27 protein-coding genes and 1 tRNA gene are annotated in these 23,756 nt (G+C 63.4%); 13 read left to right on the top strand and 15 right to left on the bottom strand.

The features are described 5' to 3' along the window. Positions 1–18: 18 nt before the first annotated feature. A complete protein-coding gene (locus HU760_RS07110) occupies positions 19–918 on the top strand; it encodes a bestrophin family protein (protein ID WP_186676055.1) in 900 nt (299 codons plus the stop codon). Between the two features lie 55 nt (positions 919–973). On the opposite strand, the gene moaB is transcribed toward HU760_RS07110, so the two are convergent. Next, positions 974–1,513 carry a molybdenum cofactor biosynthesis protein B gene (gene moaB / locus HU760_RS07105; RefSeq protein ID WP_186676054.1) on the bottom strand — a complete coding sequence of 180 codons (540 nt, stop codon included), beginning with the start codon at positions 1,511–1,513 and terminating at the stop codon, positions 974–976. A gap of 140 nt (positions 1,514–1,653) precedes the next feature. Between moaB and HU760_RS07100 the strand changes: the two genes are divergently transcribed. Next, positions 1,654–2,541 (top strand): LysR family transcriptional regulator, encoded by an 888-nt coding sequence (locus HU760_RS07100; RefSeq protein ID WP_186676053.1) that lies wholly within the window; start codon positions 1,654–1,656, stop codon positions 2,539–2,541. Here HU760_RS07100 and HU760_RS07095 read toward each other — a convergent pair. Beyond that, positions 2,529–3,311 (bottom strand): AraC family transcriptional regulator, encoded by a 783-nt coding sequence (locus tag HU760_RS07095; RefSeq protein ID WP_186676052.1) that lies wholly within the window; start codon positions 3,309–3,311, stop codon positions 2,529–2,531. The genes HU760_RS07100 and HU760_RS07095 overlap by 13 nt on opposite strands. A gap of 343 nt (positions 3,312–3,654) precedes the next feature. Between HU760_RS07095 and HU760_RS07090 the strand changes: the two genes are divergently transcribed. From HU760_RS07090 to HU760_RS07070, 5 genes are all read left to right on the top strand, one after another. Continuing rightward, a complete protein-coding gene (locus tag HU760_RS07090) occupies positions 3,655–5,265 on the top strand; it encodes an APC family permease (RefSeq protein ID WP_186676051.1) in 1,611 nt (536 codons plus the stop codon). 23 nt (positions 5,266–5,288) lie between these two features. Beyond that, positions 5,289–6,215, top strand: coding sequence for a 4-hydroxyproline epimerase (locus tag HU760_RS07085; protein ID WP_186676050.1), 927 nt, complete (start codon positions 5,289–5,291; stop codon positions 6,213–6,215). Positions 6,216–6,258: 43 nt separating this feature from the next. Continuing rightward, on the top strand, positions 6,259–7,206 hold the full coding sequence (locus HU760_RS07080; protein ID WP_186676048.1) for a dihydrodipicolinate synthase family protein: 948 nt from the start codon (positions 6,259–6,261) through the stop codon (positions 7,204–7,206). Positions 7,207–7,358: 152 nt separating this feature from the next. Further along, positions 7,359–8,936 carry an aldehyde dehydrogenase (NADP(+)) gene (locus HU760_RS07075; RefSeq protein WP_186676045.1) on the top strand — a complete coding sequence of 526 codons (1,578 nt, stop codon included), beginning with the start codon at positions 7,359–7,361 and terminating at the stop codon, positions 8,934–8,936. Positions 8,937–8,938: 2 nt separating this feature from the next. After that, positions 8,939–10,186 (top strand): NAD(P)/FAD-dependent oxidoreductase, encoded by a 1,248-nt coding sequence (locus tag HU760_RS07070; RefSeq protein ID WP_186676042.1) that lies wholly within the window; start codon positions 8,939–8,941, stop codon positions 10,184–10,186. Positions 10,187–10,219: 33 nt separating this feature from the next. On the opposite strand, the gene xenA is transcribed toward HU760_RS07070, so the two are convergent. After that, complete coding sequence (gene xenA / locus HU760_RS07065; protein WP_186676031.1) at positions 10,220–11,311, bottom strand: xenobiotic reductase XenA; 1,092 nt, start codon at positions 11,309–11,311, stop codon at positions 10,220–10,222. A gap of 50 nt (positions 11,312–11,361) precedes the next feature. Here xenA and HU760_RS07060 point away from each other — a divergent pair, with 50 nt between their 5' ends. Further along, positions 11,362–11,697, top strand: a complete 336-nt coding sequence (locus HU760_RS07060) for an ArsR/SmtB family transcription factor (protein ID WP_085665266.1) — start codon at positions 11,362–11,364, stop codon at positions 11,695–11,697. Between the two features lie 36 nt (positions 11,698–11,733). On the opposite strand, the gene HU760_RS07055 is transcribed toward HU760_RS07060, so the two are convergent. The 4 genes from HU760_RS07055 to mqo form a co-directional block, all read right to left on the bottom strand. Further along, a complete protein-coding gene (locus HU760_RS07055; protein WP_186676029.1) occupies positions 11,734–12,360 on the bottom strand; it encodes a hypothetical protein in 627 nt (208 codons plus the stop codon). Between the two features lie 97 nt (positions 12,361–12,457). After that, a complete protein-coding gene (locus HU760_RS07050; protein ID WP_186676027.1) occupies positions 12,458–13,078 on the bottom strand; it encodes a helix-turn-helix transcriptional regulator in 621 nt (206 codons plus the stop codon). After that, positions 13,078–13,722, bottom strand: coding sequence for a hypothetical protein (locus tag HU760_RS07045; protein WP_186676025.1), 645 nt, complete (start codon positions 13,720–13,722; stop codon positions 13,078–13,080). Before HU760_RS07045 ends, HU760_RS07050 begins: the two co-directional genes overlap by 1 nt. A 261-nt stretch (positions 13,723–13,983) precedes the next feature. Next, positions 13,984–15,621, bottom strand: a complete 1,638-nt coding sequence (gene mqo, locus HU760_RS07040) for a malate dehydrogenase (quinone) (protein WP_186676023.1) — start codon at positions 15,619–15,621, stop codon at positions 13,984–13,986. Between mqo and HU760_RS07035 the strand changes: the two genes are divergently transcribed. Beyond that, complete coding sequence (locus HU760_RS07035; protein WP_186676020.1) at positions 15,614–15,853, top strand: hypothetical protein; 240 nt, start codon at positions 15,614–15,616, stop codon at positions 15,851–15,853. The genes mqo and HU760_RS07035 overlap by 8 nt on opposite strands. Before the next feature lie 96 nt (positions 15,854–15,949). Here the strand turns inward: HU760_RS07035 and HU760_RS07030 are convergent, their stop codons facing one another. Next, positions 15,950–16,141: a YhfL family protein gene (locus tag HU760_RS07030; RefSeq protein WP_046616491.1), complete on the bottom strand. Its 192-nt coding sequence runs from the start codon at positions 16,139–16,141 to the stop codon at positions 15,950–15,952. 445 nt (positions 16,142–16,586) lie between these two features. Here HU760_RS07030 and HU760_RS07025 point away from each other — a divergent pair, with 445 nt between their 5' ends. After that, on the top strand, positions 16,587–16,850 hold the full coding sequence (locus HU760_RS07025) for a hypothetical protein (protein WP_186676018.1): 264 nt from the start codon (positions 16,587–16,589) through the stop codon (positions 16,848–16,850). A 138-nt stretch (positions 16,851–16,988) separates the two neighbouring features. Beyond that, the gene (locus tag HU760_RS07020; protein ID WP_186676016.1) at positions 16,989–17,261 is read left to right on the top strand and encodes a DUF3077 domain-containing protein; all 273 of its coding nucleotides are present in this window, start codon (positions 16,989–16,991) and stop codon (positions 17,259–17,261) included. A gap of 53 nt (positions 17,262–17,314) precedes the next feature. Here HU760_RS07020 and HU760_RS07015 read toward each other — a convergent pair. From HU760_RS07015 to dapA, 5 genes are all read right to left on the bottom strand, one after another. Then, a tRNA-Ser gene (locus tag HU760_RS07015) sits at positions 17,315–17,404 on the bottom strand. Between the two features lie 91 nt (positions 17,405–17,495). After that, positions 17,496–18,206 carry a phosphoribosylaminoimidazolesuccinocarboxamide synthase gene (gene purC, locus HU760_RS07010; RefSeq protein WP_004375217.1) on the bottom strand — a complete coding sequence of 237 codons (711 nt, stop codon included), beginning with the start codon at positions 18,204–18,206 and terminating at the stop codon, positions 17,496–17,498. A 30-nt stretch (positions 18,207–18,236) separates the two neighbouring features. Further along, positions 18,237–18,995 carry an MBL fold metallo-hydrolase gene (locus HU760_RS07005; RefSeq protein ID WP_186676014.1) on the bottom strand — a complete coding sequence of 253 codons (759 nt, stop codon included), beginning with the start codon at positions 18,993–18,995 and terminating at the stop codon, positions 18,237–18,239. Then, complete coding sequence (gene bamC, locus HU760_RS07000) at positions 18,996–20,117, bottom strand: NlpB/DapX family lipoprotein (protein WP_186676012.1); 1,122 nt, start codon at positions 20,115–20,117, stop codon at positions 18,996–18,998. 15 nt (positions 20,118–20,132) lie between these two features. Further along, positions 20,133–21,020, bottom strand: coding sequence for a 4-hydroxy-tetrahydrodipicolinate synthase (dapA, locus tag HU760_RS06995; RefSeq protein WP_186676010.1), 888 nt, complete (start codon positions 21,018–21,020; stop codon positions 20,133–20,135). Positions 21,021–21,279: 259 nt separating this feature from the next. Between dapA and HU760_RS06990 the strand changes: the two genes are divergently transcribed. After that, positions 21,280–21,840, top strand: coding sequence for a glycine cleavage system transcriptional repressor (locus tag HU760_RS06990; protein WP_013973793.1), 561 nt, complete (start codon positions 21,280–21,282; stop codon positions 21,838–21,840). A 9-nt stretch (positions 21,841–21,849) separates the two neighbouring features. Further along, a complete protein-coding gene (locus HU760_RS06985; protein WP_186676008.1) occupies positions 21,850–22,323 on the top strand; it encodes a peroxiredoxin in 474 nt (157 codons plus the stop codon). Between the two features lie 34 nt (positions 22,324–22,357). Here the strand turns inward: HU760_RS06985 and HU760_RS06980 are convergent, their stop codons facing one another. Together HU760_RS06980 and HU760_RS06975 are read right to left on the bottom strand one after the other, a co-directional pair. Beyond that, positions 22,358–23,428 carry an AI-2E family transporter gene (locus HU760_RS06980; RefSeq protein ID WP_186676006.1) on the bottom strand — a complete coding sequence of 357 codons (1,071 nt, stop codon included), beginning with the start codon at positions 23,426–23,428 and terminating at the stop codon, positions 22,358–22,360. Positions 23,429–23,447: 19 nt separating this feature from the next. Beyond that, a complete protein-coding gene (locus HU760_RS06975; protein WP_012273752.1) occupies positions 23,448–23,687 on the bottom strand; it encodes a sulfurtransferase TusA family protein in 240 nt (79 codons plus the stop codon). Between the last annotated feature and the right edge of the window lie 69 nt (positions 23,688–23,756).

Genomic DNA, 23,756 nt, shown 5'->3' with positions numbered 1-23,756 from the left:
CGCCGTATCTGGATTGCCATGATCGTCCACCCCGCTCCTGATGTGCTGCGTGTGCTGTTCACCCTCAAGGGCTCGATCGTCAAGCGCATTGCCCTGCGCTGCCTGATGATCACCTTGCTGGCCGCGCTGATCGTGCTGGTCGAGCGGCATTTCCCGGCGTTCTTCTACCCGGTCAGCGCCACCCCGTTCACCTTGCTGGGCCTGTCGCTGTCGATTTTCATGAGCTTTCGCAACAACGCCTGCTACGACCGCTGGTGGGAAGGCCGCAAGGCCTGGGGCAAGCTGATCATCGAAACCCGCTCGTTCGTGCGCGAGAGCCAGGTCATCGCGGACCCGGCCCTGCGCGCCGAGCTGTTGCGCAACCTGTGCGGCTTTGCCCATGCGCTGAATGCGCACCTGCGCAACGAGGACGAACTGGCTGCCGCCCGGCCCTGGCTGGCCCACGCCGAAGCGCTCGACGGCCACAATGTGTGCGACGCCATCCTGCGCGAAGTGGGCGCGCACTGCTCGCGGCTGGCGGAACGGCAGCAGATCAGTGACTGGCGCTACAGCATGCTGGAGCAACGCCTGGTGGGCCTGACCGAGGTGCAGGCCACCTGCGAGCGCATCAAGGGCACGCCCTTGCCGTTCCCCTACACGCTGTTGCTTCACCGCACCATCTATATCTTCTGCCTGCTGCTGCCATTTGCCCTGGCCGAGCCACTGGGCTGGCTGGCGCCACTGTTCACCACCATCGTGGGGTACACGTTTTTCGGGCTGGATGCGATTGGCAACGAGCTGGAAGACCCGTTCGGGCGCGATGAAAACGACCTGCCGACCGATGCCATGGTGCGCACCGTGGAGCGCGATGTACTGGCGGCATTGGGCGAACGACAGCTGCCACCGGCGTTGTTGCCGGAGGGGTATGTGTTGAGCTGAACCTGCCATCGCATGGCCGCTCCTGCACCGACCGCATCAGCCAGCCGCCAGCGAATCAGCCCCGGCTGGCGCAGGCCGCGATCGGCAGCAGGTGCTTGACGAAGTTGCACGGCCGGTGCCGCGCATCCAGCTGCTCCGCCAGGATCCCTTCCCACGCCGTACGGCAGGCCCCGGTGGAACCCGGCAGGCAACAGATGAGGGTACGGTTGGCCAGCCCCGCGAATGCACGGCTCTGCACGGTCGAGGTGCCGATATCCAGGATCGACAGGGCCCGGAACAGCTCGCCAAAGCCGTCGATGCGCTTGTCCAGCAGGCATTCGACCGCCTCCGGCGTGCTGTCCCGCCCGGTAAAGCCGGTACCACCGGTGACCAGCACCACCTGCACCTGGTCGTCGGCAATCCAGGTCGCGACCTGGGCGCGGATCTTGTACAGGTCGTCCTTGAGCAGCGCCCGCGCCACCAGACGGTGGCCGACCTCCAGCGCGCGGCTGGCCAGCAGCTCGCCGGAGGTGTCATTGTCATAGGTACGGGTGTCGCTGACAGTCAGCACGGCGATGTTGAGCGGTACGAAGACCGCGTCGGCTTGGACGCGCACGGCGAAGCTCCTTCAGTGGCATTGCAGCCACGCTAGAGACATGGCCCAGGGGCGTCCAATCGATATGGCGTACCGGCTGATCGATGACATCTATCGCAGACGTGGGTTAAGGTCTGCACAACCCGATACCAGGCATTTTCATGGACATCAAGCAGCTCAAGTTCCTCATCGCCCTCGACCAGACCCGCCACTTCGGCCAGGCCGCGGCGCTGTGCCATATCACCCAGCCGACGCTGTCCATGCGCCTGCGCAACCTGGAGGACGAACTGGACCTGGTACTGGTCAAGCGCGGCCAGCGTTTCGAAGGCTTTACCGAAGCCGGCGAGCGCATCCTGGCCTGGGCCCGCACCCTGCTCGCCGCCCACGACGGCCTGCAGGCCGAGGCCGCCAGCTGCCGTGGCCAGGTGGTCGGCAGCCTGCGCCTGGGCACGGTGCCGCTGGCCAGTTTCAACCCCATGCACCTGCTGCTGCCGCTGCGCGAGAAATACCCGGAGCTGCACTTCCAGCTCAGCTCGTTGAGCTCGGAGCAGGTCATCGACGGGCTCAGCCGCAACCAGCTCGACCTGGGTATCTGCTACCTGGACCAGGTCAACACCAGTTTCTTCGAAGTGATCGAACTGGGCACCACCACCATGGGCCTGTTGCACGATACCCGGCACTTCCAGTTCGCCGGCGACACCCTGCGCTGGGACGAGCTCGGCGGCATTCCGCTGGGCCTGTTGAGCAAGGGCATGCATTACCGCCAGTCGCTGGACCTGAGTTTCCGCAGCCGCGGCCTGGAGCCGAATGCAGTGCTGGAAAGCGACTCCAGCTTCCAGCTGATCCAGGCCATCAACACCGGCATGTGCTGCGCGGTCATGCCGCTGGACTGCGGCCTGGAAGACCTCAGCGAGCACCTGCGCATCCTGCCGGTGGCCGACGCCGCCATCCACAGCCCGGTAGGCCTGCTGCTGCGCCGCAGCGAACCACGTTCGGCGATTGCCGAGCAGTGCTTCGACGAGGCGCGGGTGCTGTTTCAGCGCGGCTGATTGCTGGTTGCCTGCCGATACTGCCGCGGCGTGAAGCCGGTCAGCTGCTTGAACTGGCGGCTGAAGGCGCTGTGGTCGGTATAGCCGCAGCGCATGGCCACTTCGGTGATCGGCAGGTCCGAGTGCAGCAGGCGATGGGCATGCTCCAGGCGCGCCTTGTGGATCATTTGCCGGGGCGTGAGGTGGAACACCCGCTTGCAGTAGCGCTCCAGCTGGGCCACGGAAATGCCAGCGATGCGGGTCAGCTCGCGCATGCTGATCGGCTGGTGGAAATGCTGGCGGATGTGCTCGTCCACCGCCGCCAGGCGCTGGTAGGCCGGGTGGGTATCGGCGGCTGATTGCAGGTCGACCGAGATACCGACCAGGCCGATGATCTCCCCTGCCAGGTTGTACAGCGGGCGCTTGTGGGTCAGGCACCAGCCGGGCTCGCGGCTGCCGTACAGGTGCAGTTCCAGCTGGTCCTCCAGCACCAGGCCTTCCTTGAGCACACGCCGATCCTGCTCGGTGTAGCCGGGGCCCAGCTGAGCCGGGAACACCTCGGCACTGGTCTTGCCCAGCAGCGGTTGCAGGCGCTTGAGGCCACAGCGCTGGACCAGGGTGTTGTTGGCCAGCACATAGCGGGCGGCCGGGTCCTTGATGAAGATCGCGGCGTTGGGGATGGCGTCGAGAATCGGCTGCAGCAGGGACACACCGGCGAGCAGGGCCTCGAGGTTGGCGGGGCGGTGCTGGTCGAGGGACTGGTACAGGGTTGCCAGGGGGGTGTCGGTCATCTGCTCTCTCTCGGTTTGCTGTGCCGGCCTCTTCGCGGGTAAACCCGCTCCTACAGGTATCTCCGCAGCTTCGAGGGCTGCGCAGTACCTGTAGGAGCGGGTTTACCCGCGAAGAGGCCGGCACAGCAAGTAAATGTCTACAACCCTTATGCGTTAAGGCTTACAGCCTATCCACCACCCTTCCCTCCTACCACTGCTTTTTCGCAACTGTGCCGATTTCGTCATCCACCCTGCCGAAAACCATCAAGAACCACCGCCCCGATCGGTCCACTCTATGCCCCACGCAAGCCACACCACGTGACATCAGACCTGCCTATCCAATAACCAACAAAAAGGCGCACCCATGTCAGGCAAATTCAAGAAACAGTTGTCATTGCTGGACCTCACCTTCATCGGCCTAGGTGCCATTTTCGGCTCCGGCTGGCTGTTCGCCGCCAGCCACGTCTCGGCCATCGCCGGCCCGGCCGGTATCCTTTCGTGGTTCCTGGGCGGCTTTGCCGTGCTCTTGCTGGGCATCGTCTATTGCGAGCTGGGCGCCGCCCTGCCCCGCGCCGGTGGCGTGGTGCGCTACCCGGTGTACTCGCATGGCCCGCTGCTGGGCTACCTGATGGGCTTCATTACCCTGATCGCCTTCTCCAGCCTGATCGCCATCGAAGTGGTCGCCTCGCGCCAGTACGCCGCCGCCTGGTTCCCCGGGCTGACCAAGGCCGGCTCCAGCGACCCGAGCGTGCTCGGCTGGCTGGTGCAGTTCGCCCTGCTGGGTCTGTTCTTCTTCCTCAATTACCGCAGCGTGAAAACCTTCGCCAAGGCCAACAACCTGGTCAGCGTATTCAAGTTCATCGTGCCGCTGCTGGTGATCGGCGTGCTGTTCACCTTTTTCAAACCGGAAAACTTCGAAGTCCAGGGCTTTGCCCCGTTCGGCCTGTCCGGAGTGGAAATGGCGGTGTCGGCTGGCGGCATCATCTTCGCCTACCTGGGCCTGACACCCATCATTTCGGTCGCCAGCGAGGTGAAGAACCCGCAGCGCACCATCCCGATCGCGCTGATCCTCTCGGTGCTGCTGTCGACCGCTATCTATGCCCTGCTGCAACTGGCCTTCCTCGGCAGCGTGCCAACCGAAATGCTGGCCAACGGCTGGGCCAGCGTAACCAAGGAACTGGCCCTGCCCTACCGTGACATCGCCCTGGCCCTGGGTGTCGGCTGGCTGGCCTACCTGGTGGTGGCCGATGCGGTAATCTCGCCCAGCGGCTGCGGCAACATCTACATGAACGCCACCCCACGCGTGGTCTATGGCTGGGCGCAGACCGGCACCTTCTTCAAGTACTTCACCCGTATCGATGCAGAATCCGGCATCCCGCGCCCGGCGCTGTGGCTGACCTTTGCCCTGTCGGTGTTCTGGACCCTGCCGTTCCCGTCCTGGGAAGCGCTGATCAACGTGGTTTCCGCAGCCCTGGTGCTGAGCTACGCCGTGGCCCCGGTCACCGTCGCCGCCCTGCGCCGCAATGCCCCCGACATGCCGCGCCCGTTCCGGGTCAAGGGCATGGGTGTGCTCGGCCCGCTGTCGTTCATCATCGCCGCGCTGATCGTGTACTGGTCCGGCTGGAACACCGTGTCGTGGCTGCTGGCCCTGCAGATCGTGATGTTCGTGCTGTACCTGCTGTGCGGCCGTTTCGTCCCGACCCAGCACCTGTCGCTGGCCCAGCAGGTGCGCTCGTCAGCGTGGCTGATCGGCTTCTACGCAGTCACCATCCTGCTGTCATGGCTGGGCAGTTTCGGCGGCCTGGGGGTGCTCGGCCACCCGTTCGACACCGTGGCCGTGGGCGCCTGCGCCCTGGGCATCTACTACTGGGGCGCAGCCACCGGTGTGCCGGCCCACCTGGTGCGCCTGGAGGGCGAGGATGAAAGCGAAGCTGGCGTTGAAACCTACAGCGGCCGTCCCGCTGTCGCTTCCTGAATCTTTCGCAAATGGACAAACCCATGAAACACATCCACGTCATCGACTCGCATACCGGCGGCGAACCGACCCGCCTGGTGATGCAAGGCTTCCCGGCACTGCACGGGCGCAGCATGGCCGAGCAACGCGACGAACTGCGCGAGCTGCACGATCAATGGCGCCGCGCCTGCCTGCTGGAACCGCGCGGCAACGATGTGCTGGTCGGCGCGCTGTACTGCCCACCAACCTCGGCCGACGCCACCTGCGGGGTGATTTTCTTCAACAACGCCGGCTACCTGAACATGTGCGGCCACGGCACCATCGGCCTGGTCGCCTCGCTGCAGCACCTGGGCCTGATTGCACCGGGCGAACACAAGATCGACACCCCGGTCGGCCAGATCACTGCAACCCTGCATGACGACGGTGCCGTCACCGTCGGCAACGTGCCGTCCTACCGCTATCGCCAGCACGTGGCGGTGGACGTGCCCGGGCATGGCGTGGTGCACGGCGACATCGCCTGGGGTGGCAACTGGTTCTTCCTGGTTGCCGAACACGGCCAGCGCATCGAACTGGACAACCGCGAGGCGCTGACCGACTACGCCTGGGCCATGCTCAAGGCCCTCGAAGCCCAGGGCATCAGCGGCGAGCACGGTGCGCCAATCGACCATGTCGAGCTGTTCGCCGACGACGCCAATGCCGACAGCCGCAACTTCGTGATGTGCCCCGGCAAAGCCTACGACCGCTCGCCGTGCGGCACCGGCACCAGCGCCAAGCTGGCCTGCCTGGCCGCCGACGGCAAGCTCGCCGAAGGCCAGACGTGGGTGCAGGCCAGCATTACCGGCAGCCAGTTCCACGGCCACTACCAGCGCGACGGCGAACGCATTCGCCCGTTCATCACCGGCCGCGCCTACATGACCGCCGACAGCACCCTGCTGATCGACGAACAGGACCCGTTCGCCTGGGGCATCTGAGCCCCGGTTTCTTCCCCGACTGAATACCGCCAGGAGCAAAACCATGAGCAACAATATCTTCACCGGCACCATGCCCGCCCTGATGACCCCGTGCACCGCCGAGCGCAAGCCAGACTTCGATGCCCTGGTGCGCAAGGGCCGCGAACTGATCGACGTCGGCATGAGCGCCGTGGTGTACTGCGGCTCGATGGGCGACTGGCCGCTGCTGACCGAAGCCGAGCGCCAGGAAGGCGTGGCCCGCCTGGTCGCCGCCGGCATCCCGACCATCGTCGGTACCGGCGCGGTGAACACCCGTGAAGCCGTATCCCACGCCGCCCACGCCGCCAAGGTTGGCGCTGCCGGCCTGATGGTCATCCCGCGCGTGCTCAGCCGCGGGGCCTCGCCGATCGCCCAGAAGCACCACTTCTCGGCCATCCTGGCTGCTGCACCGAAGCTGCCGGCGGTGATCTACAACAGCCCGTACTACGGCTTCGCCACCCGTGCCGACCTGTTCTTCGAACTGCGCCGCGAGTTCCCCAACCTGATCGGCTTCAAGGAATTCGGCGGTGGCGCCGACTTGCGCTACGCCGCCGAGCACATCACCTCCAAGGATGACGACGTCACCCTGATGGTCGGTGTCGACACCCAGGTGGTGCACGGCTTCGTCAACTGCAACGCCACTGGCGCCATCACCGGCATCGGCAACGCCCTGCCACGCGAAGTGCTGCACCTGGTGAGCCTGAGCAAGCAAGCGGCCAAGGGCGATGCCAAGGCCCGACGCCTGGCGCGCGAGCTGGAAGCGGCGCTGGCAGTGCTGTCGTCGTTCGATGAAGGCTGCGACCTGGTGCTCTACTACAAGCACCTGATGGTGCTGAACGGTGACAGCGAATACAGCCTGCACTTCAACGAGACCGACGTGCTGAGCGACGCCCAGCGCAACTATGCCGAGCAGCAGTACGCGCTGTTCCGCACCTGGTACGCCAGTTGGTCGGCTGAGCAGAACATCGCCTAAGCAGCCACTGCTTTCTCTGTGGGAGCGGGCATGCCCGCGAAACAGGCAACTCGGTGCCTGGCACCGACTTTGCCGGTGTTCGCGGGCTCGCCCGCTCCCACAGGGTAAGCAGTACACCCTTGCAACTGCATGTAATTTCCAAAGGAGGCTCCATGACCCTCACAGGCAACCTGCTGATCGGCCAGACGCCGGTAACCGGCAGCCGCGAAGCCATCCGTGCCATCAACCCGGCCAGCGGCCAGGTGCTGGAACCGGCCTACCACGGCGGCACCAGCGAACACGTGGCGCAGGCCTGCGAACTGGCCTGGGCCGCGTTCGATGCCTACCGCGAAACCTCGCTCGAACAACGGGCGCAGTTCCTCGAAAGCATCGCCACGCAAATCGAAGCGCTGGGCGATGTGCTGCTCGACCGCGCCGTGGCCGAAAGCGGCCTGCCCAAGGCGCGCATCCAGGGCGAACGTGGCCGCACCTGCACCCAGCTGCGTACCTTCGCCCGCGTGGTACGGGCCGGTGAATGGCTGGACGTGCGGGTCGACAACGCCCTGCCCGAACGCCAGCCCCTGCCGCGCGCCGACCTGCGCCAGCGCCAGGTGGCACTGGGGCCGGTGGCGGTATTCGGCGCCAGCAATTTCCCGCTGGCCTTCTCGGTGGCCGGCGGCGATACCGCCTCGGCCCTGGCCGCCGGCTGCCCGGTGGTGGTCAAGGCCCACGGCGCTCACCCGGGCACCAGCGAGCTGGTCGGCCAGGCAGTGGCAAAGGCCGTGAAGCAGTGCGGCTTGCCGGCCGGTGTGTTTTCGCTGTTGTACGGCTCCGGTCGTGAAGTGGGCATTGCGCTGGTCAGCGACCCGCGCATCAAGGCCGTTGGCTTTACCGGCTCGCGCAGCGGTGGCATTGCGCTGTGCCAGGCGGCCCAGGCCCGCCCGGAGCCGATCCCGGTGTACGCCGAAATGAGCTCGATCAACCCGGTGTTCCTGTTCGACACCGCCCTGCAGACCCGCGCCGAGGCACTGGCACAAGGCTTCGTCGCCTCGCTGACCCAGGGTGCCGGCCAGTTCTGCACCAACCCCGGCCTGGTGATTGCCCGCCAGGGGCCGGCGTTGCAGCGTTTCATCGACGCCGCCAGCGAACACGTGCGCCAGGCTGCGGCGCAGACCATGCTTACCCCGGGCATCTTCAGTGCCTACCAAGCCGGTGTCGGCGCCCTGGCCGCAAACGCCAATGCCCAGGCCGCCGCCAGTGGCCAGGCCGAGCAAGGCCCCAACCAATGCCAGGCGCAGCTGTTCGTGACCCAGGCCGAAGCGTTCCTCGCCGACCCGGCGTTGCAGGCCGAAGTCTTCGGTGCGGCGTCGCTGGTGGTGGCCTGCGCCAACGATGAGCAAGTGCGCCAGGTGGCCGAGCATCTGGAAGGCCAACTGACCGCCACCCTGCAATTGGACGATGCCGACATCGACAGCGCCCGCGCGCTGCTGCCGACCCTTGAGCGCAAGGCTGGCCGCATTCTGGTCAATGGCTGGCCGACCGGTGTAGAGGTATGCGACGCGATGGTCCACGGCGGGCCGTTCCCGGCCACCTCCGATGCCCGCACCACCTCGGTGGGCACGGCGGCGATCCTGCGCTTCCTGCGCCCGGTGTGCTACCAGGACTTCCCCGATGCCCTGCTGCCGCAGGCGCTGAAACACGGCAACCCGCTGCAACTGCGGCGCCTGCTCGACGGTAAACGGGAAGGCTGAGCATGGTCGAAACCGCTGAAACCGATATCGCCGTGGTCGGTGCCGGCATTGTCGGCGTCGCCTGTGCCCTGCAACTGGCCCGCCAAGGCCGCCGGGTAACCCTGGTAGACCGTCAGGCACCCGGCCAGGGCGCGTCCTACGGCAACGCCGGGCACCTGGCCACCGAGCAGGTATTCCCGATTGCCGACCTGTCGATTCTCAAACGCCTGCCGCGCATGCTGCTGGACCCGATGGGCCCGCTGCGCCTGGACTGGAAGTACCTGCCCAAGGCCATGCCGTGGTTCACCCGCCTGCTGCTCAACCTGCGCCCGGGCCCGTTTCAGCGCAGCGTGGCCGGCATCCGCACGTTGAACGAAGGCAGCCTGGGTGCCTGGCAGCGGCTGCTGGGTTCGATCGGGCGCAGCGAACTGTTCCAGGAAGATGGCTCGTTGCTGGTGTTCGAGCGGCCGGAGTCGCGCCAGGCCCTGGAGGCCTTGCGCGCACGCATGCAACAGCAGGCGGTGCCGGTGGACTTCTGGTCGGCCGACACCGTGCGCGAGGCGGCGCCGCAACTGAGCCCGTCGTTGCAGGGTGGGCTGTTCTTCCCACGTACCGGGCACTTCATCGACCCCTACCGGGTGGTGTGCGAACTGTTCGAAGCGGCCAAGGCCAGTGGCGTGCGCTTTATCCAGGCGCAGGTCGATGGCGGGCAGCTGCACAGCGGCGGGGTCAGCCTGGCCAGCGACCAGGGCACGCTCGAGGCCCGCCAGGTGCTGATCAGTTGTGGCGCGCATTCTGCGCGGTTGACCGGCGTGCTGACCGGCAAGCAGGTGCCACTGGACACCGAGCGCGGCTACCACCTAATGTTGCCTGGCGAGCATCAACGTTTGCCGTTTGCCGTCACATCGCTGGAGCGCAAGTTCATCATGACGCCCATGGCCGAGGGCTTGCGCCTGGCCGGCACGGTGGAATTCGCCGGGCTGGACGCGCCGCCGAGCATGCAGCGGGCGTGGCAGTTGCACCGCTTGAGCAAGGGGTTGTTCCGGAGGGACCTGAGTGTTGAAGGAGCGACGCCGTGGATGGGCTTCCGGCCTTCGTTGCCAGATTCGTTGCCGGTGATCGACCGGGTGTGTGATGGGCGGGTGCTGTTGGCGTTCGGGCATCAGCACCTGGGGTTGACCCAGGCGGCGGTGACGGCGGAATGGGTGGGGAGGTTGGCTGACAGGGAGAGTGGGGCTGATATGGCGCCTTACCGGTTGGATCGGTTCTAGATTCGGGGGCCGCTGTGCGGCCCCTTTCATGCCTCAGCGATAACGCTCGAGCCAGTGCGCATACGGTGCCGGCAAGGTCCAGGACGCTTTCTCCACACCCAACTCCTTGGCCGCAAAGTAAGCCCAGTGCGGGTCTGCCAGGTGCGCACGCCCTACCGATACCAGGTCCAGCTGGTTGGCCTGCAGCGCCGCTTCCGCCAGTTGCGGCGTACCAAACCCCCACGCCGAGGTCACCGGCAGCTTCGCCTCACGACGCACGCGCTCGGCAATCGGCCCCATGAACGCCGGGCCCCATGGGATCTTGGTGTCGGGAATGGTGAAGCCGACACTCACGCTCAGCAGGTCGAGGCCGCCAGCCTTGAAGCGGCGCGCCAGTTCGATCGACTCTTCCAGGGTCTGCTCATCGCGGCCGTCGTATTCCAGCACACCAAAACGCGCGGTCAGGGGCAGGTTCTCTGGCCATACCTCACGCACCGCTGCCAGGGTTTCCAGCAGGAAGCGGCTGCGGTTGTCGAAGCTGCCACCGTAGGCGTCGGTACGCTTGTTGGAGTGTTCGGAGAAGAAACTCTGGCCCAGGTAACCATGGGCAAAGTGCAGCTCGATCCACTCGAAACCGGCATCGTGCGCACGGCGGGCGGCATCGACGAAGTCCTGCTTGACCCGGGCGATGTCGTCCAGGGTCATCTCGCGCGGCACTTGTGGCAGGTGCGCACCGAAGGCGATGGCGGACGGGGCGATGGTTTCCCAGCCGCGGGCGTCGTCCGCGGCAATGTGGTCGTCACCTTCCCAAGGGCGGTTGGCGCTGGCCTTGCGCCCGGCATGGGCAATCTGGATACCCGGCACGGAACCGGCGGCCTTGATTGCCTGCACCACCGGCACGAAAGCCTGGGCGTGGGCATCGCTCCAGATACCGGCGCAACCGGGGGTGATGCGCCCTTCCGGTGCCACGGCAGTGGCCTCGACCACCAACAGGCCGGCACCGCCACGGGCCAGGCCGGCCAGGTGCACGTGGTGCCAGTCGTTGATCATGCCGTCCTCGGCCATGTACTGGCACATCGGCGGAATGGCAATGCGGTTGCGCAGGGTGACGTCCTTGAGGGTATAGGGTTCGAACAAGGCGGACATGAGCAAGCTCCCGGGCTGTCTGATTACGATAGTTCGATCATAATCGAACTATGGCAATTAATGATAGCCCCGTTATCATGACGACCATGCGAGCCTATCAACATCCCAATTCTGAAGACCTGACTCTAGAGCGTGTGCTCTATGCGCTGAGCGACCCGGTGCGCCTTGGCATTGTCCGCCACCTGGCCGGCGTGGCCGAGGCCAGCTGCGGTGAGCTCGATGGCGGGCGGCCGAAGTCGAGCATGTCGCACCACTTCCGCGTGCTGCGTGATGCAGGGTTGGTGCATACACGCAATGTAGGAACCACCCACATGAATTCGCTGCGCCGTGAAGTCATGGAGGGGCGGTTCCCAGGGTTGCTGATTTGCATTTTGCAGCAGCAGTGATGTTTCAACTATCCCGTTTACGCGGTAACGCGCAACTCAAGTCGGGTAAATATGCACGGCCGTAAATCCGGCCACATAATCACCGCTTAGGTGTTTTCGACTGCCATAACAATATCTCTGCAAGTTGTCGACGATTTCAAAATCACCAAGCTGACCATATTTATTCTTTTCAGCAGTCTCACACGTTTCGTAGTACTCTTCGCCTGATTGAGTACGCACCACTACATAGTCACTCCCCCCAATTTCATGGAAGGTCCGATCCTGAGCAATTTGGACCTTGCCGCCACCCATAAAGATCTTGCCCCGCGTAATCGCTAACAGCCCTTTGAGTTGTTGCATACCTTCAAGGCTGTTTTTGTACACCGGAATTGGCGCCTTTTTAATTTCTACCTTGTCGCCAGCCGAGACCTTGGTAACACTGTAAAAAACGTCATTCTCAAAAACAAGATCACGATTATTCACATGCGACAGTACATCCTCATTGGTGATATCTGCTTGGTAGCTGATGGTCTCAGAATTTCTCACATAAACCTTGGGGCCATCCGTCTCACTCAGTCGAAAAATGCGGATAGTGATAGGGTATTCCAGCACATCGCCCATCCCGAGGCCTAACAGAAGAGACTTCGCAACTACCCGCGGCGGTAATTTTTGTGAATCATTCATATTCAAGCACTCCATACAAGATGAGCGCTGAATATATCCGCCGCCACCCCACAGAAAAACTGGCAAAAATATCAGTTACCAAAATATTGAAAGAGTGCTAACCAACATCCTCTTTGGACAAAGTAAAGCGGCAGGCCCTTCCACCTCGCAACATGCACTCTTGATGCTCTACCTCAGCCCCCCCCAATGCCCCGATCAAGGCCAGATCCAACTCGCACACCACGGGGTGCGCCTTGGCCAGGTGATGAAACACGCAATTGTGGGCAACGATCTGCGGCTCGCCCCCCGAGCGGAAGAACACCTGCGCCTCGTACCCGGCATTGTTCATGTGCTCGACGATGCGTGCTTCATCCACCACTTGATGCTCCAGGTCCGCCGCCAGCTTACGCCCCAGCTGGCGCATCAGCGCCAGCAACGCCTCCTGCCCCAGCAAGCCGGCCACTTCCGCAATCAGCAGGTTGGCCAGCAACGGGTACTGCCGCGGGAACAGTTCGCGGGCCTGTTCGGTCAGCTCGTGCAACTGCTCCGGGCGTCGCCCGGTGGGCCGGGTAGCGCCACGCTTGACCAGGCCGTCGCGCTCCAGCGCTGCCAGGTGCTGGCGCACCGCCGTGCGGGTGATGGCCAGGGCCTGCGCCAGGTCGTCGATGCTCATGCCGGCCGGCTGGAGCAGCAACGCATGGAGCAGGTCCTGTTGGGTACGGCCCAGGCCTTCGAGCATCAGAATTTGTCCGGGAACTGTTTGACCAACGCCGCAGCCAGGGCGTCGGACAGGGTCAGGATATGCTCGCGCATCATCGCCCAGGTGCGCACCTCGCCCACGTAGTCAGCGGCCGCCAGCTGGTCGATCTGGGCCACGTGGTGCCCGCCGTGGGCGCTGAGCAGCGTCAGCAGGGTCGGTTCGGGCAGGTTCGGGTTGGCCTTGGCCAGGAACGCAGCGATGGCCTTGGCATTGCTGGACAGCTCATTGACCGCGGCTTGCTGGCCTTTTTTGTCCTTGGCCACGGTGGCGTCGCTGTAGTGCTTGATGGCGCCCCAGTGGCCGGCCAGCATTTTCAGCAACTGATCGGCGGCGGGCTGGCCGTACAGTGGGGCAATGCTGTTGGCGATCCTGGTGGCGTCGGTGACTACTTCCTTGGCGGCGACTTCAGCCTCCTTGGCGTTGCCAGCCTGGTTGGCGACAGCATAGTTGCGCACCCAGAAGATGTGCTCGACCCAAAGGTCGCGCAGGGCCATGCGCGTGGTCATTGCAGCAGATTCGGCGGGTTTGGCGGCGGGGGTTTCGCTGGAGTAGGAGTAGCTTTGGCTCCATGCCGGCTGGGCGCACAGGGCGAGCAGCAGTAAGGCGGCAATCTTGATGTTCATGACGGCACCCTTCTGGAAGGGGATCGACTGACAAGATTAATTTAAGCATCAAAATATGTTTTTATTGGGGTCAGCCCAGATTTCAGATCAGTGGTTCTCCTGTACCGGCCTCTTCGCGGGCTTGCCCGCTCCCACAGGTACACCACAGCTTTCGAGAACTGTGATGTACCTGTGGGAGCGGGCAAGCCCGCGAAAGGGCCGGTACAGGCAACAAAAAAGCCACGAGGTTTCCCCCGTGGCTTCTTTCACAACGATGGCCGCTTACAGCGCCATGTCGTTCTCAGGCTTGCTTTCCGCCGGCTGGCTCGGTGCAACCGTGGTGCCGACGCTTTCGTCGATCACCGGTGGCTTCTCGAGCTGCAGCACTTCAGCGGTGTAGTTCCACTCTTTCTGGGTGGCCGCCGCCGAGTCGTTCAGCTTGGTGCCGTAGCTCGGCACGATCTGCTTGATCTTGGCCTGCCACTCTGGGGTAGCGACCTTCTCCTTGAACACGGTTTCCAGCACGTTCAGCATGATCGGCGCAGCGGTCGAAGCACCTGGCGATGCACCCAGCAGGCCGGCAATGGTGCGGTCTTCGGAAGCGACCACTTCGGTGCCCAGCTTCAGCACGCCGCCCTTCTCGGCATCACGCTTGATGATCTGCACGCGCTGGCCGGCCTGCCACAGGCGCCAGTCTTCCTTCTTGGCGTTCGGGAAGTAGGTGCGCAGGGCTTCGAAGCGGTCGTCGTCAGACAGCATCAGCTGGCCAGCGAGGTATTCGACCAGCGGGTACTGGTCGATACCGACCTTGGTCATCGGCCACACGTTGTGGGTGGTGGTGCTGCTCAGCAGGTCCAGGTACGAGCCGTTCTTCAGGAACTTGGTCGAGAAGGTGGCGAATGGGCCAAACAGGATCACCCGCTTGCCGTCCAGCACACGGGTGTCCAGGTGCGGTACCGACATGGGTGGCGCGCCGGTCGAGGCGATGCCGTAGGCCTTGGCCATGTGCTGCATGGCGATGGTCGGGTTCTCGGTCACCAGGAACGAGCCACCCACCGGGAAGCCTGCGTATTCCTTGGCTTCAGGAATGCCCGACTTCTGCAGCAGCTTCAGTGCGCCACCGCCGGCACCGATGAACAGGAACTTGGCGTCGGTGGCCGACTCGGTACCATCCTTCAGGTTCTTGTACTCGACGTGCCAGGAGCCGTCCTTGTTGCGGGTGATGTCCTGCACTTCGCTGGACAGCTTCAGGTCGAAGTTGTCCTGGGTTTTCAGGTGGCCGACGAACTGGCGGGTGATCTCGCCGAAGTTGACGTCGGTGCCGATCGGCGTCCAGGTCACGGCCAGCTTCTGGTTCGGGTCGCGGCCTTCCATCATCAGCGGGACCCACTTGGCGATCTGCGCGTGGTCCTCGGAGTACTGCATCGGGCGGAACAGCGGGCTGGCCTGCAGCGCGTCGTAACGCTTCTTCAGGAACTTGATGTTGTCATCGCCCCACACGAAGCTCATGTGCGGCGTGGTGTTGATGAACGAGTGCGGGTTCTTCAGCACGCCCTGGCGCACCTGCCAGGCCCAGAACTGGCGGGAGATCTGGAAGGCCTCGTTGATTTCGATGGCCTTGCTGATGTTGACGTTGCCGTCTTTGTCTTCCGGGGTGTAGTTCAGCTCAGCCAGCGCGGAGTGGCCGGTACCGGCGTTGTTCCAGCCGTTGGAGCTTTCCTCGGCCACGCCGTCCAGGCGCTCGACCATTTCCATCGACCAGCTTGGCTCCAGCTCGTGCAGCCACACGGCCAGGGTGGAGCTCATGATGCCGCCGCCGACCAGCAGCACGTCTACTTTCTTGGTTTCTGCGGCGTACGCTTGCATGCAGCTTGCAGCGACAGCCAGACCCAGCAAGGTCTTGCCAGCTTTCTTGAACATTGATCAATTCCAGTCAGGAGAACGGAGGGCGGGCCTGTGGCTGGCCCTGGTAACGCGTGTTCTTCAGCGCAGGCTTGTTGTGATCATTGTTCAGCAGCCAGAGAACCAGAAAACGACCCGGCCTTTTGTCGAATTGACCGACAGCGCTGAATCGTTTTTCCGGATTGTAACCGAATTGCCAGCACAAACAAATTGCCGCCCGGCGCGTCAAGGCGGCGGGTTGCCCCAGTGACGGATTGCCGCGCCGGCAAACAAAAACCCCCGGCCATGTACATGACCGGGGGCCTTGGATCACGCCGCAAGCGTCGCGATCAGGGTACCGCCAAGATTACTGCTGCTGAGGCAGTTTATCGATCGGGCCGCAGCCACCGATGATCTTGGAGATGGAAACCGAAGGGTGGAACAGGTAGTCGTAGCTGCAGTTTTTCGGCTGGTTGTAAACCTGGCCAGTGCAACCCGACAGCAGGGCAACACCCGAAACGACAGCAACGGCTACGGTAGCCTTGAACAGCTTTTTCATACTAAATCCTTTATATGAATCATCTTCGGCCATCATTCTGATGGCGCGGGGATGATACAGAACCCGAGCCTTGGATCCAAGTCGCAATGTGCTAGTTGTAGGAGCGGCCTTGTGTCGCGATGGGCCGCAAAGCGGCCCCTGCCCTACAACTGAAACTCAGAATAATCCCCTTCCATGTAGGCAATTTCCCAAACATACTGCCAAACCGCTCAAACGGTTGCGACGGATTAAGTCGCGCTCTAGTCTCGGCTTGTCGTTGCAAAATCAACGACCGGCTTTGACAGGCCGACTACTCAAGTTTCCGTTGCGGCGCTTTATGGCAGCTGTACATGGGGCACATCCGTGTGCGCCGGGTCTCTTGGGTAACCGGTCTGTCAACCTATGTATAGCTGCCTCCATTCGTTTGACAGCGTTGCCAGGCGGCTCCACTTACCCAGGAGCTCTCATGCGCAAGATAGTCCCCGATCCACCCCACTCCCTCGACTCCACCCAGGCGCTGCAAGACACCCTGGTTCAATCCTCAGAGTACGTACTCTGCGCGCTGTTCGTCGCTCGCCAGTCCGTGCAACTCAAACCCGCTGCGCCAAGTTCGATCGTTATGCAGGCCGTTATTCATGAAATGGAAGCGGTACAGGGGCTGGTCGAGTCGGCATTGATGCAATTGCAGATGCAGGCCCATTTACCGGCTGAGCCACGCACCTTGCACTAAGCAGGTCTGGCCTCTTCGCGGGTAAACCCGCTCCCACAGGAGGTAATCATTGCCCTCAAGTACTGCGCCGTACCTGTGGGAGCGGGTTCACCCGCGAAGAGGCCGGCCCAGACACCCAAGATTCCAGGGAGAAAAACAATGCCCACCGACGACACAAAGCAACCCACCACAGCCGGCAAGACCTGCTTCTACCAAGGCGAAAACAACACCCACCCGCTATTCCGCATCGCACCCGGCATCCCCTGCCAGGACGCCCGCGAACAGGCCTCCGAACTGATGGGGTATGTCCACGACCTGATCATCACCGGTCTGATGGACGGCGACCAGAAACTGATCTGGGCATCGCATTACCTCAGTGCGATGGCGAAGGCGCTGCTGGACGATGCCGAATTGGGGATGATGAAAAAATAAGCCACAACGAAAAAGCCCCTGGAAACTTGCGCTTCCAGGGGCTTCATCTTGTATGGCGGAGAGATAGGGATTTGAACCCTAGGTACTGTTGCCAGTACAACGGATTTCGAATCCGTCCCGTTCGACCACTCCGGCATCTCTCCAATGCCGCGCATCATACCAGCGTTCTTTTGAAAGGCAAATCTTTTTTTCAAAAAAATCGCGTGGTATCAGGCGCTTGCGTGAACGTAGCGCTTACAGCGGCACGCCCAGGCGCTTGGCAACTTCTTCGTAGGCTTCGATCACGTCGCCCAGGCCCTGGCGGAAGCGGTCCTTGTCCATCTTCTTGCGGGTCTCTTTGTCCCACAGGCGGCAGCCGTCCGGGCTGAACTCGTCGCCCAGCACGATCTGGCCGTGGAATACACCGAACTCCAGCTTGAAGTCGACCAGCAGCAGGCCGGCGTCATCGAACAGCTTGCTCAGCACTTCGTTGACTTTCAGCGACAGCTTTTTCATTTCCGCCAGTTGCTCGGCGGTGCCCCAGCCGAACGCGACAACGTGGGATTCGTTGATGAAGGGGTCGCCCTTCTCGTCGTTCTTCAGGAACAGCTCGAAGGTGGACGGCTCCAGCTTGATGCCCTCCTCCACGCCCAGGCGCTTGACCAGGCTGCCGGCGGCGTAGTTGCGCACCACGCACTCGACCGGGATCATGTCCAGCTTCTTCACCAGGCACTCGTTGTCGCCCAGCAGCTTGTCGAACTGGGTCGGCACGCCGGCTTCTTCCAGTTTCTGCATGATGAAGGCGTTGAACTTGTTGTTCACCATGCCTTTGCGGTCGAGCTGTTCGATGCGCTTGCCGTCGAACGCCGAAGTGTCGTTACGGAACAGCAGGATCAAGCGGTCGGCGTCGTCGGTCTTGTAAACCGATTTGGCCTTGCCGCGGTAGAGTTCGTCGCGTTTTTCCATGATTGGGCTCCGCTTGCTTGAGGTGTTGGGCTAGGCGATTTCACGCCAGTCGAGCCCGTGTTCCTGATTCGCCACCTGGAGCCAGTCCGGGTCGCACCCAAGGGTGTCGACGAAGCACTGGCGGGCCAAGTGTGGCAGGTTGTTCTTGCTGCTGAGGTGGGCCAGCACCAGGTGTTGCAGGTTGCTCCAGCCCAACTCGTGCACCAGGCGCGCGGCCTGGTGGTTGTTCAAATGCCCTTGCAGGCCACCCACCCGCCGCTTGAGGAAGGCCGGGTAGTGGCCACGCGCCAACAGGTCGCGGCAGTGGTTGGCCTCGATCAGCAGTGCATCCAGGCCCTGGTAACGCTCCAGCAGCCGCGCGTCGTACGAGCCCAGGTCGGTCAGCATGCCGAAGCGCCGCTGGCCGTCGCCGACCACGTATTGCAGTGGTTCGTAGGCGTCGTGCTCGACCCGCGCCGCGGTCACCTCCAGGCTGCCGATACGCAGGCTGTCGCCACAGGCGAGAAAACCGGCCACCTCCACCGGTTTGCGCAAGCCGCGCAAGGTCCCTTGGCTGAGGTAGACCGGTACATTGTAGCGCCGCGACAGCAAGCCGACCCCATGCACGTGGTCAGCATGTTCGTGGGTGACCAGTACCGCACTGAGCTGGGCCGGCGACACACCGAGCAACGCCAGGCGCCGCTCGGTCTCGCGCAGGGAAAAGCCGCAATCGACCAGGATGAAGGTGTCACCACTGGCGATCAGCGTGCCGTTTCCCTGGCTGCCGCTTCCGAGTACCGCGAAGCGCACTTAGCCCAGGTGGTCCTGAATGGCGCTGAGCACGCGGCGGGCGACATCGGCCGGGGCCACGGTGTTGATGTTCTTCTCGACCGTGACCTGCACGCTGTCACCCACCTTGCTCAGGCGTACCTGATAACGCTCGGCACGGGCTTCACGCTCTTCCTTGGTCGGTTCGCTGCCGAACATGCGGCCGAAGAAACCAGGCTCGTTCTGCTTGTCTTCGGGCTTTTCCGACAGGTTGATGTAATACAGGCCCAGGCTGCGGTTGATGTCCTCGACGCGCCATTCGCCGCCCTGCTCCAAGGCACGGCCCACGCTGGACCAGGCACGGTCCAGGTCGGCACCCAGGTACAGCACCGGGTTGCCACTGCCGTCTTCGCTCAGGCTGACACGGCTGGGTGCGTCGAAGTCGCGCGCGGCCAACAGCGATACCGAACCGCCCTTCTCGGCACTGCGGTTCATGCTGGCGAGCATTTCGTCGACCAGCAGGGCGTCGGCCCCGGTATTGCTGGAGCTGGACGGGAAGTCCGGCTCGGCGGTGCTGCCGGCCGGGCGCTCGATGCTGACCACGTACACTTCGGAGGTGTTGCGCTGCACGCCAGGCTCCATGCGCACCCGCACGCGCACTTCGCTGTCACTGCTGCTGGCCGTGCTGGCCAGGCGCTGGCCGAGGGACGCCGACAGCTCGTCGAAACGCTGCCAGGTGGTGTTGAATTCACCGGTCTGTGGGCGCTCTTCGGCGATGCGGAAACCGTTGTCCTCGAAGAACTGGCGGGCCACTGGCCACACTTCGGCCGGCGAATGCTGGGCCAGCACCCAACGGCTGCTGCCGCTGCGCTGCAGGCTGTAGTCGGTGACCTGGGCGGCGCCGCCGGTCAACGGTTGCGGGCGCGGCACCTCGAACTCGCCAGTGGCGTTGTCGTCGGCGACGTTACGCGGAATCGGCAGCAGCGGGTCAAGGCGCTTGATGTTGCTGGCGTCCGGCGGCAGCTGCATCGGCGCGGTCGGGTGCGCCTGCAGGTAATCGCTGCCGCGGTCGCGGAAATAGCCATCCTCGCCCCACAGCCAGCCACACCCACTGGTGCTGGAAATGATCAGGGCAAGGGCGGAAAGACCAGCCAGTCGCTTCATGCGGTGTACTTCCTCTTAAACCAGTACGCCGGACTGGCGCAAGGCAGTACGGACTTTTTCGTGGCAGCCTTCGCTCAGCCAGGTCAGCGGCAGGCGAATGCCTTTTTGCATCAGGCCCATTTCGACGAGTGCCCATTTCACCGGGATCGGGTTGGACTCGCAGAACAGGTCTTTGTGCAGCGGCATGAGTTTTTCGTTGATTGCGCGGGCCTTCTCGGCATTGCCCGCAAGGGCGGCCTCGCACAGGTCGGCCATTTCGCGCGGGGCGACGTTGGCGGTGACGGAAATGTTGCCCTTGCCGCCCATCAGGATCAGCTCGACGGCGGTCGGGTCATCGCCGGACAGGACGATGAAGTCACTGTCGACGCCATCGATGATGGCCTTGGCGCGGGCCAGGTCGCCGGTGGCTTCCTTGATGCCGATGATGTTCTTGACCTTCGACAGGCGGATCACGGTCTCGGCCTGCATGTCGCAGGAGGTGCGGCCGGGTACGTTGTAGAGGATCTGCGGGATGTCGACGGCTTCGGCAATGTGCTTGAAGTGCTGGTACAGGCCTTCCTGGGTCGGCTTGTTGTAGTACGGTACCACCAGCAGGCAGGCGTCGGCACCGGCATTCTTGGCGTTCTGGGTCAGGTGCACGGCTTCGGCAGTGGAGTTGGCACCGGTGCCGGCGATGACCGGGATCGGCTTGTTGCTGCGCTTGACGCGCTCGACCACGTGCTTGATGACCAGAATGTGTTCTTCGACATCCAGCGTGGCGGACTCACCGGTTGTGCCGACAGCGACAATCGCGTGGGTGCCGTTTTCCAGGTGGAAGTCTACAAGTTTGTCGAGGCTGCCCCAGTCCACACGCCCTTGTGCATCCATGGGTGTGACCAATGCCACCATACTGCCCGCAATCATGTAACTGCTCCTGCCGGAAAAAGAGAGCGGTAATGGTACTGGGGGCATCGGCCTTGCACAAGCGAAGCAGGCGGGCGGAGCATTCCCCTCGGCGCCTTATTTCGCTACCCTTGCTGCTTTGATCGGTGCAGCGCGGCCCGCCGGGCCGTCGACCTTGCTCCCCGCCAGCGTCCACGACCTCGCATGCGAGCCCCGGGCCCTGCCGACAGGAGGCTTTCGCCCGTCCTGTGCCGACCGCTCATCGCTTTAGGAATGCTGCATGTCCACCCCCACCGTCCGTGAACAATTCCTTGTCATCAGTGCCCTGGGCCCGAACCCCATGGAACTGGCCAACGTCCTCAGCCGCGCTGCGTTCGAGAACCGCTGCGCGGTGGTCACCTCGCGCCTGAGCCGCCACGGCGAGACCAGCGCCCTGGTACTGCAGGTGGGCGGCAGCTGGGATGCCCTGGCACGCCTCGAAGCCATGCTGCCGGGCCTGGGCAAGAAGCACGGCCTGACCCTGGACGTGGTGCGCAGCGCCGACCAGGAAGTGCGCCCGCAGGCCCTGCCCTATGTGGCCTATGTCAGCGCCGCCTACCGCCCGGACATCATCAACGAGCTGTGCCAGTTCTTCCTCGACCACCGCGTCGAACTGGAAGCCATGACCTGCGACACCTACCTGGCGCCGCAAACCGGCAGCAGCATGCTCAACGCCCAGTTCACCGTGATCCTGCCGGCCGGCACCCAAATAAGCTGGCTGCGTGACCAGTTCCTGGACTTTGCCGACGCGCTGAACCTGGACGCCCTGATCGAGCCTTGGCGCCCACAGAACCCCATGTAAGGAGCCACCATGGCCGTAGCACTCGACCAACCGGTCGCCGACTTCCAGGCCCAGGCTACCAGCGGGCAAACCGTGAGCCTGGCCGAACTCAAGGGCCGCCAGGTGGTGGTGTACTTCTACCCGAAGGACAGCACGCCAGGCTGCACCACCGAGGGCCAGGGCTTTCGCGACCAGCATGACGCGTTTGCCGCGGCCAACACCGTGGTGTTCGGCGTGTCACGCGACGGCATCAAGTCGCACGAGAACTTCAAGGCCAAGCAAGGCTTCCCATTCGAGCTGATCAGCGACAAGGACGAGGCCCTCTGCCAGCTGTTCGACGTGATCAAGCTGAAGAAACTGTATGGCAAGGAATACCTGGGCGTTGATCGCAGTACCTTCCTGATCGACAAGCACGGTGTACTGCGCCAGGAATGGCGTGGGGTGAAGGTACCGGGGCATGTGGATGCCGTATTGGCTGCTGCCCAGGCCCTGAACAAGGCTTGAGATTGCTGTGGGCTGCTTTGCAGCCCCGGTTACATCAAAGCATCGGCGAAACACTAGGCTCCTGCCGCGGCCAGGCATCCAGCACCGCCTTGATCAAGGTCGCCAACGGGATCGCGAAGAAGATCCCCCAGAACCCCCACAGCCCGCCAAACAGCAATACCGCGCAAATGATCGCCACCGGGTGCAGGCTCACCGCCTCGGAGAACAGCAGCGGCACCAGCACGTTGCCATCCAGCGCCTGGATGATCGCGTACACCGTCATCAGGTAGATGAACTGGTCACCCCAGCCCCACTGGAACAACGCAATCAGGGTCACCGGCACGGTCACCACCACCGCACCCACGTAGGGCACCACCACCGACAGCCCCACCAGCAGGGCCAGCAGCGCGGCGTAGTTGAGCCCCAGGCTGATGAAGGCGATGTAGGTGGCAATGCCGCAAATCAGGATCTCGATGCCCTTGCCACGGATATAGTTGGCAATCTGCCGGTTCATCTCGCTGCCCACGCGGTTCAGCAGGGTGCGCTGGCGTGGCAGGTAGCCGCTGACCCAACGGCCGATCAGTTCGCGGTCCTTGAGGAAGAAGAACACCAGGATCGGCACCAGCACCAGGTAGATCATGGCGTTGACCAGCAGCGGCAGGCTGGACAACGAGAAGGTCAGTGCCCACTGGCCGAACTTGCCGATTTCCCCGCGCACCGACTCGATGGCATGCAGCACCTGCTCATCCGACACCAGGTGCGGGTAGCGTTCGGGCAACAGCAACAACAGCGACTGCCATTTGCCGAGCATGCCCGGCAGCTCGTTGAACAGGGTGATCAGCTGATGCCACAGCAGCGGCACCAGCACCAGCATGAACACGGCCAGCGCGCCCATGAACAGGGCGAACACCAGCATCACTGCCAGCCGGGTCGGTACCCGCAGGCGCTCCAGGGCATTGACCAGCCCTTGCATGAGGAACGCCAGCACCATGCCTGCCAGTACCGGTGCGAGCATGCCACCCAGCGTGAGCACTGCGGTAAAAGCCAGGAACAGCAAGACCGCCAGCACCACCGCTTCCTCATCGGAGAAGTAGCGCTGCATCCAGTCGCGAAGCACTTTGAACATTGACGATCCTTGGAAAGACTCAGGCCTTGCGCAGCCAGTAAGTGTAGGTGCCAGCCTCGGCCGTCTCCTGCAGCAGGGTATGACCGGCCAACTGGGCGAAAGTGCGGAAGTCGCGCTGCGAACCGGCGTCGGTGGCGATCACCTTGAGCACCGCGCCGCTGGCCAGGCGGTTGAGCTCCATCTTGGCCTTGAGCAGCGGCAGCGGGCAATTCAGCCCGCTGGCGTCCAGTTCGGCGTCACAGGTCAGGGTGTCACTCATTGCGGGGCTCTCCAAAGGCATTGCCGGGCAGCTTCTTGGCTGGGTCGGCTAGGATAGCGCCACTGGTCG

The organism is Pseudomonas oryzicola (assembly GCF_014269185.2).
GTDB lineage: Bacteria > Pseudomonadota > Gammaproteobacteria > Pseudomonadales > Pseudomonadaceae > Aquipseudomonas > Aquipseudomonas oryzicola.
This window is presented reverse-complemented; position numbering and strand designations above follow the sequence as displayed.

Bases quoted from the DNA above. Each gene is read 5' to 3' on its own strand.
- HU760_RS07110 (WP_186676055.1), top strand. From the start codon at position 19: ATGATCGTCCACCCCGCTCCTGATGTGCTGCGTGTGCTGTTCACCCTC.
- HU760_RS07100 (WP_186676053.1), top strand. From the start codon at position 1,654: ATGGACATCAAGCAGCTCAAGTTCCTCATCGCCCTCGACCAGACCCGC.
- HU760_RS07095 (WP_186676052.1), bottom strand. From the start codon at position 3,311: ATGACCGACACCCCCCTGGCAACCCTGTACCAGTCCCTCGACCAGCAC.
- HU760_RS07090 (WP_186676051.1), top strand. From the start codon at position 3,655: ATGTCAGGCAAATTCAAGAAACAGTTGTCATTGCTGGACCTCACCTTC.
- HU760_RS07085 (WP_186676050.1), top strand. From the start codon at position 5,289: ATGAAACACATCCACGTCATCGACTCGCATACCGGCGGCGAACCGACC.
- HU760_RS07080 (WP_186676048.1), top strand. From the start codon at position 6,259: ATGAGCAACAATATCTTCACCGGCACCATGCCCGCCCTGATGACCCCG.
- HU760_RS07075 (WP_186676045.1), top strand. From the start codon at position 7,359: ATGACCCTCACAGGCAACCTGCTGATCGGCCAGACGCCGGTAACCGGC.
- HU760_RS07070 (WP_186676042.1), top strand. From the start codon at position 8,939: ATGGTCGAAACCGCTGAAACCGATATCGCCGTGGTCGGTGCCGGCATT.
- xenA (WP_186676031.1), bottom strand. From the start codon at position 11,311: ATGTCCGCCTTGTTCGAACCCTATACCCTCAAGGACGTCACCCTGCGC.
- HU760_RS07060 (WP_085665266.1), top strand. From the start codon at position 11,362: ATGGCAATTAATGATAGCCCCGTTATCATGACGACCATGCGAGCCTAT.
- HU760_RS07055 (WP_186676029.1), bottom strand. From the start codon at position 12,360: ATGAATGATTCACAAAAATTACCGCCGCGGGTAGTTGCGAAGTCTCTT.
- HU760_RS07050 (WP_186676027.1), bottom strand. From the start codon at position 13,078: ATGCTCGAAGGCCTGGGCCGTACCCAACAGGACCTGCTCCATGCGTTG.
- HU760_RS07045 (WP_186676025.1), bottom strand. From the start codon at position 13,722: ATGAACATCAAGATTGCCGCCTTACTGCTGCTCGCCCTGTGCGCCCAG.
- mqo (WP_186676023.1), bottom strand. From the start codon at position 15,621: ATGTTCAAGAAAGCTGGCAAGACCTTGCTGGGTCTGGCTGTCGCTGCA.
- HU760_RS07030 (WP_046616491.1), bottom strand. From the start codon at position 16,141: ATGAAAAAGCTGTTCAAGGCTACCGTAGCCGTTGCTGTCGTTTCGGGT.
- HU760_RS07025 (WP_186676018.1), top strand. From the start codon at position 16,587: ATGCGCAAGATAGTCCCCGATCCACCCCACTCCCTCGACTCCACCCAG.
- HU760_RS07020 (WP_186676016.1), top strand. From the start codon at position 16,989: ATGCCCACCGACGACACAAAGCAACCCACCACAGCCGGCAAGACCTGC.
- purC (WP_004375217.1), bottom strand. From the start codon at position 18,206: ATGGAAAAACGCGACGAACTCTACCGCGGCAAGGCCAAATCGGTTTAC.
- bamC (WP_186676012.1), bottom strand. From the start codon at position 20,117: ATGAAGCGACTGGCTGGTCTTTCCGCCCTTGCCCTGATCATTTCCAGC.
- dapA (WP_186676010.1), bottom strand. From the start codon at position 21,020: ATGATTGCGGGCAGTATGGTGGCATTGGTCACACCCATGGATGCACAA.
- HU760_RS06990 (WP_013973793.1), top strand. From the start codon at position 21,280: ATGTCCACCCCCACCGTCCGTGAACAATTCCTTGTCATCAGTGCCCTG.
- HU760_RS06985 (WP_186676008.1), top strand. From the start codon at position 21,850: ATGGCCGTAGCACTCGACCAACCGGTCGCCGACTTCCAGGCCCAGGCT.
- HU760_RS06980 (WP_186676006.1), bottom strand. From the start codon at position 23,428: ATGTTCAAAGTGCTTCGCGACTGGATGCAGCGCTACTTCTCCGATGAG.
- HU760_RS06975 (WP_012273752.1), bottom strand. From the start codon at position 23,687: ATGAGTGACACCCTGACCTGTGACGCCGAACTGGACGCCAGCGGGCTG.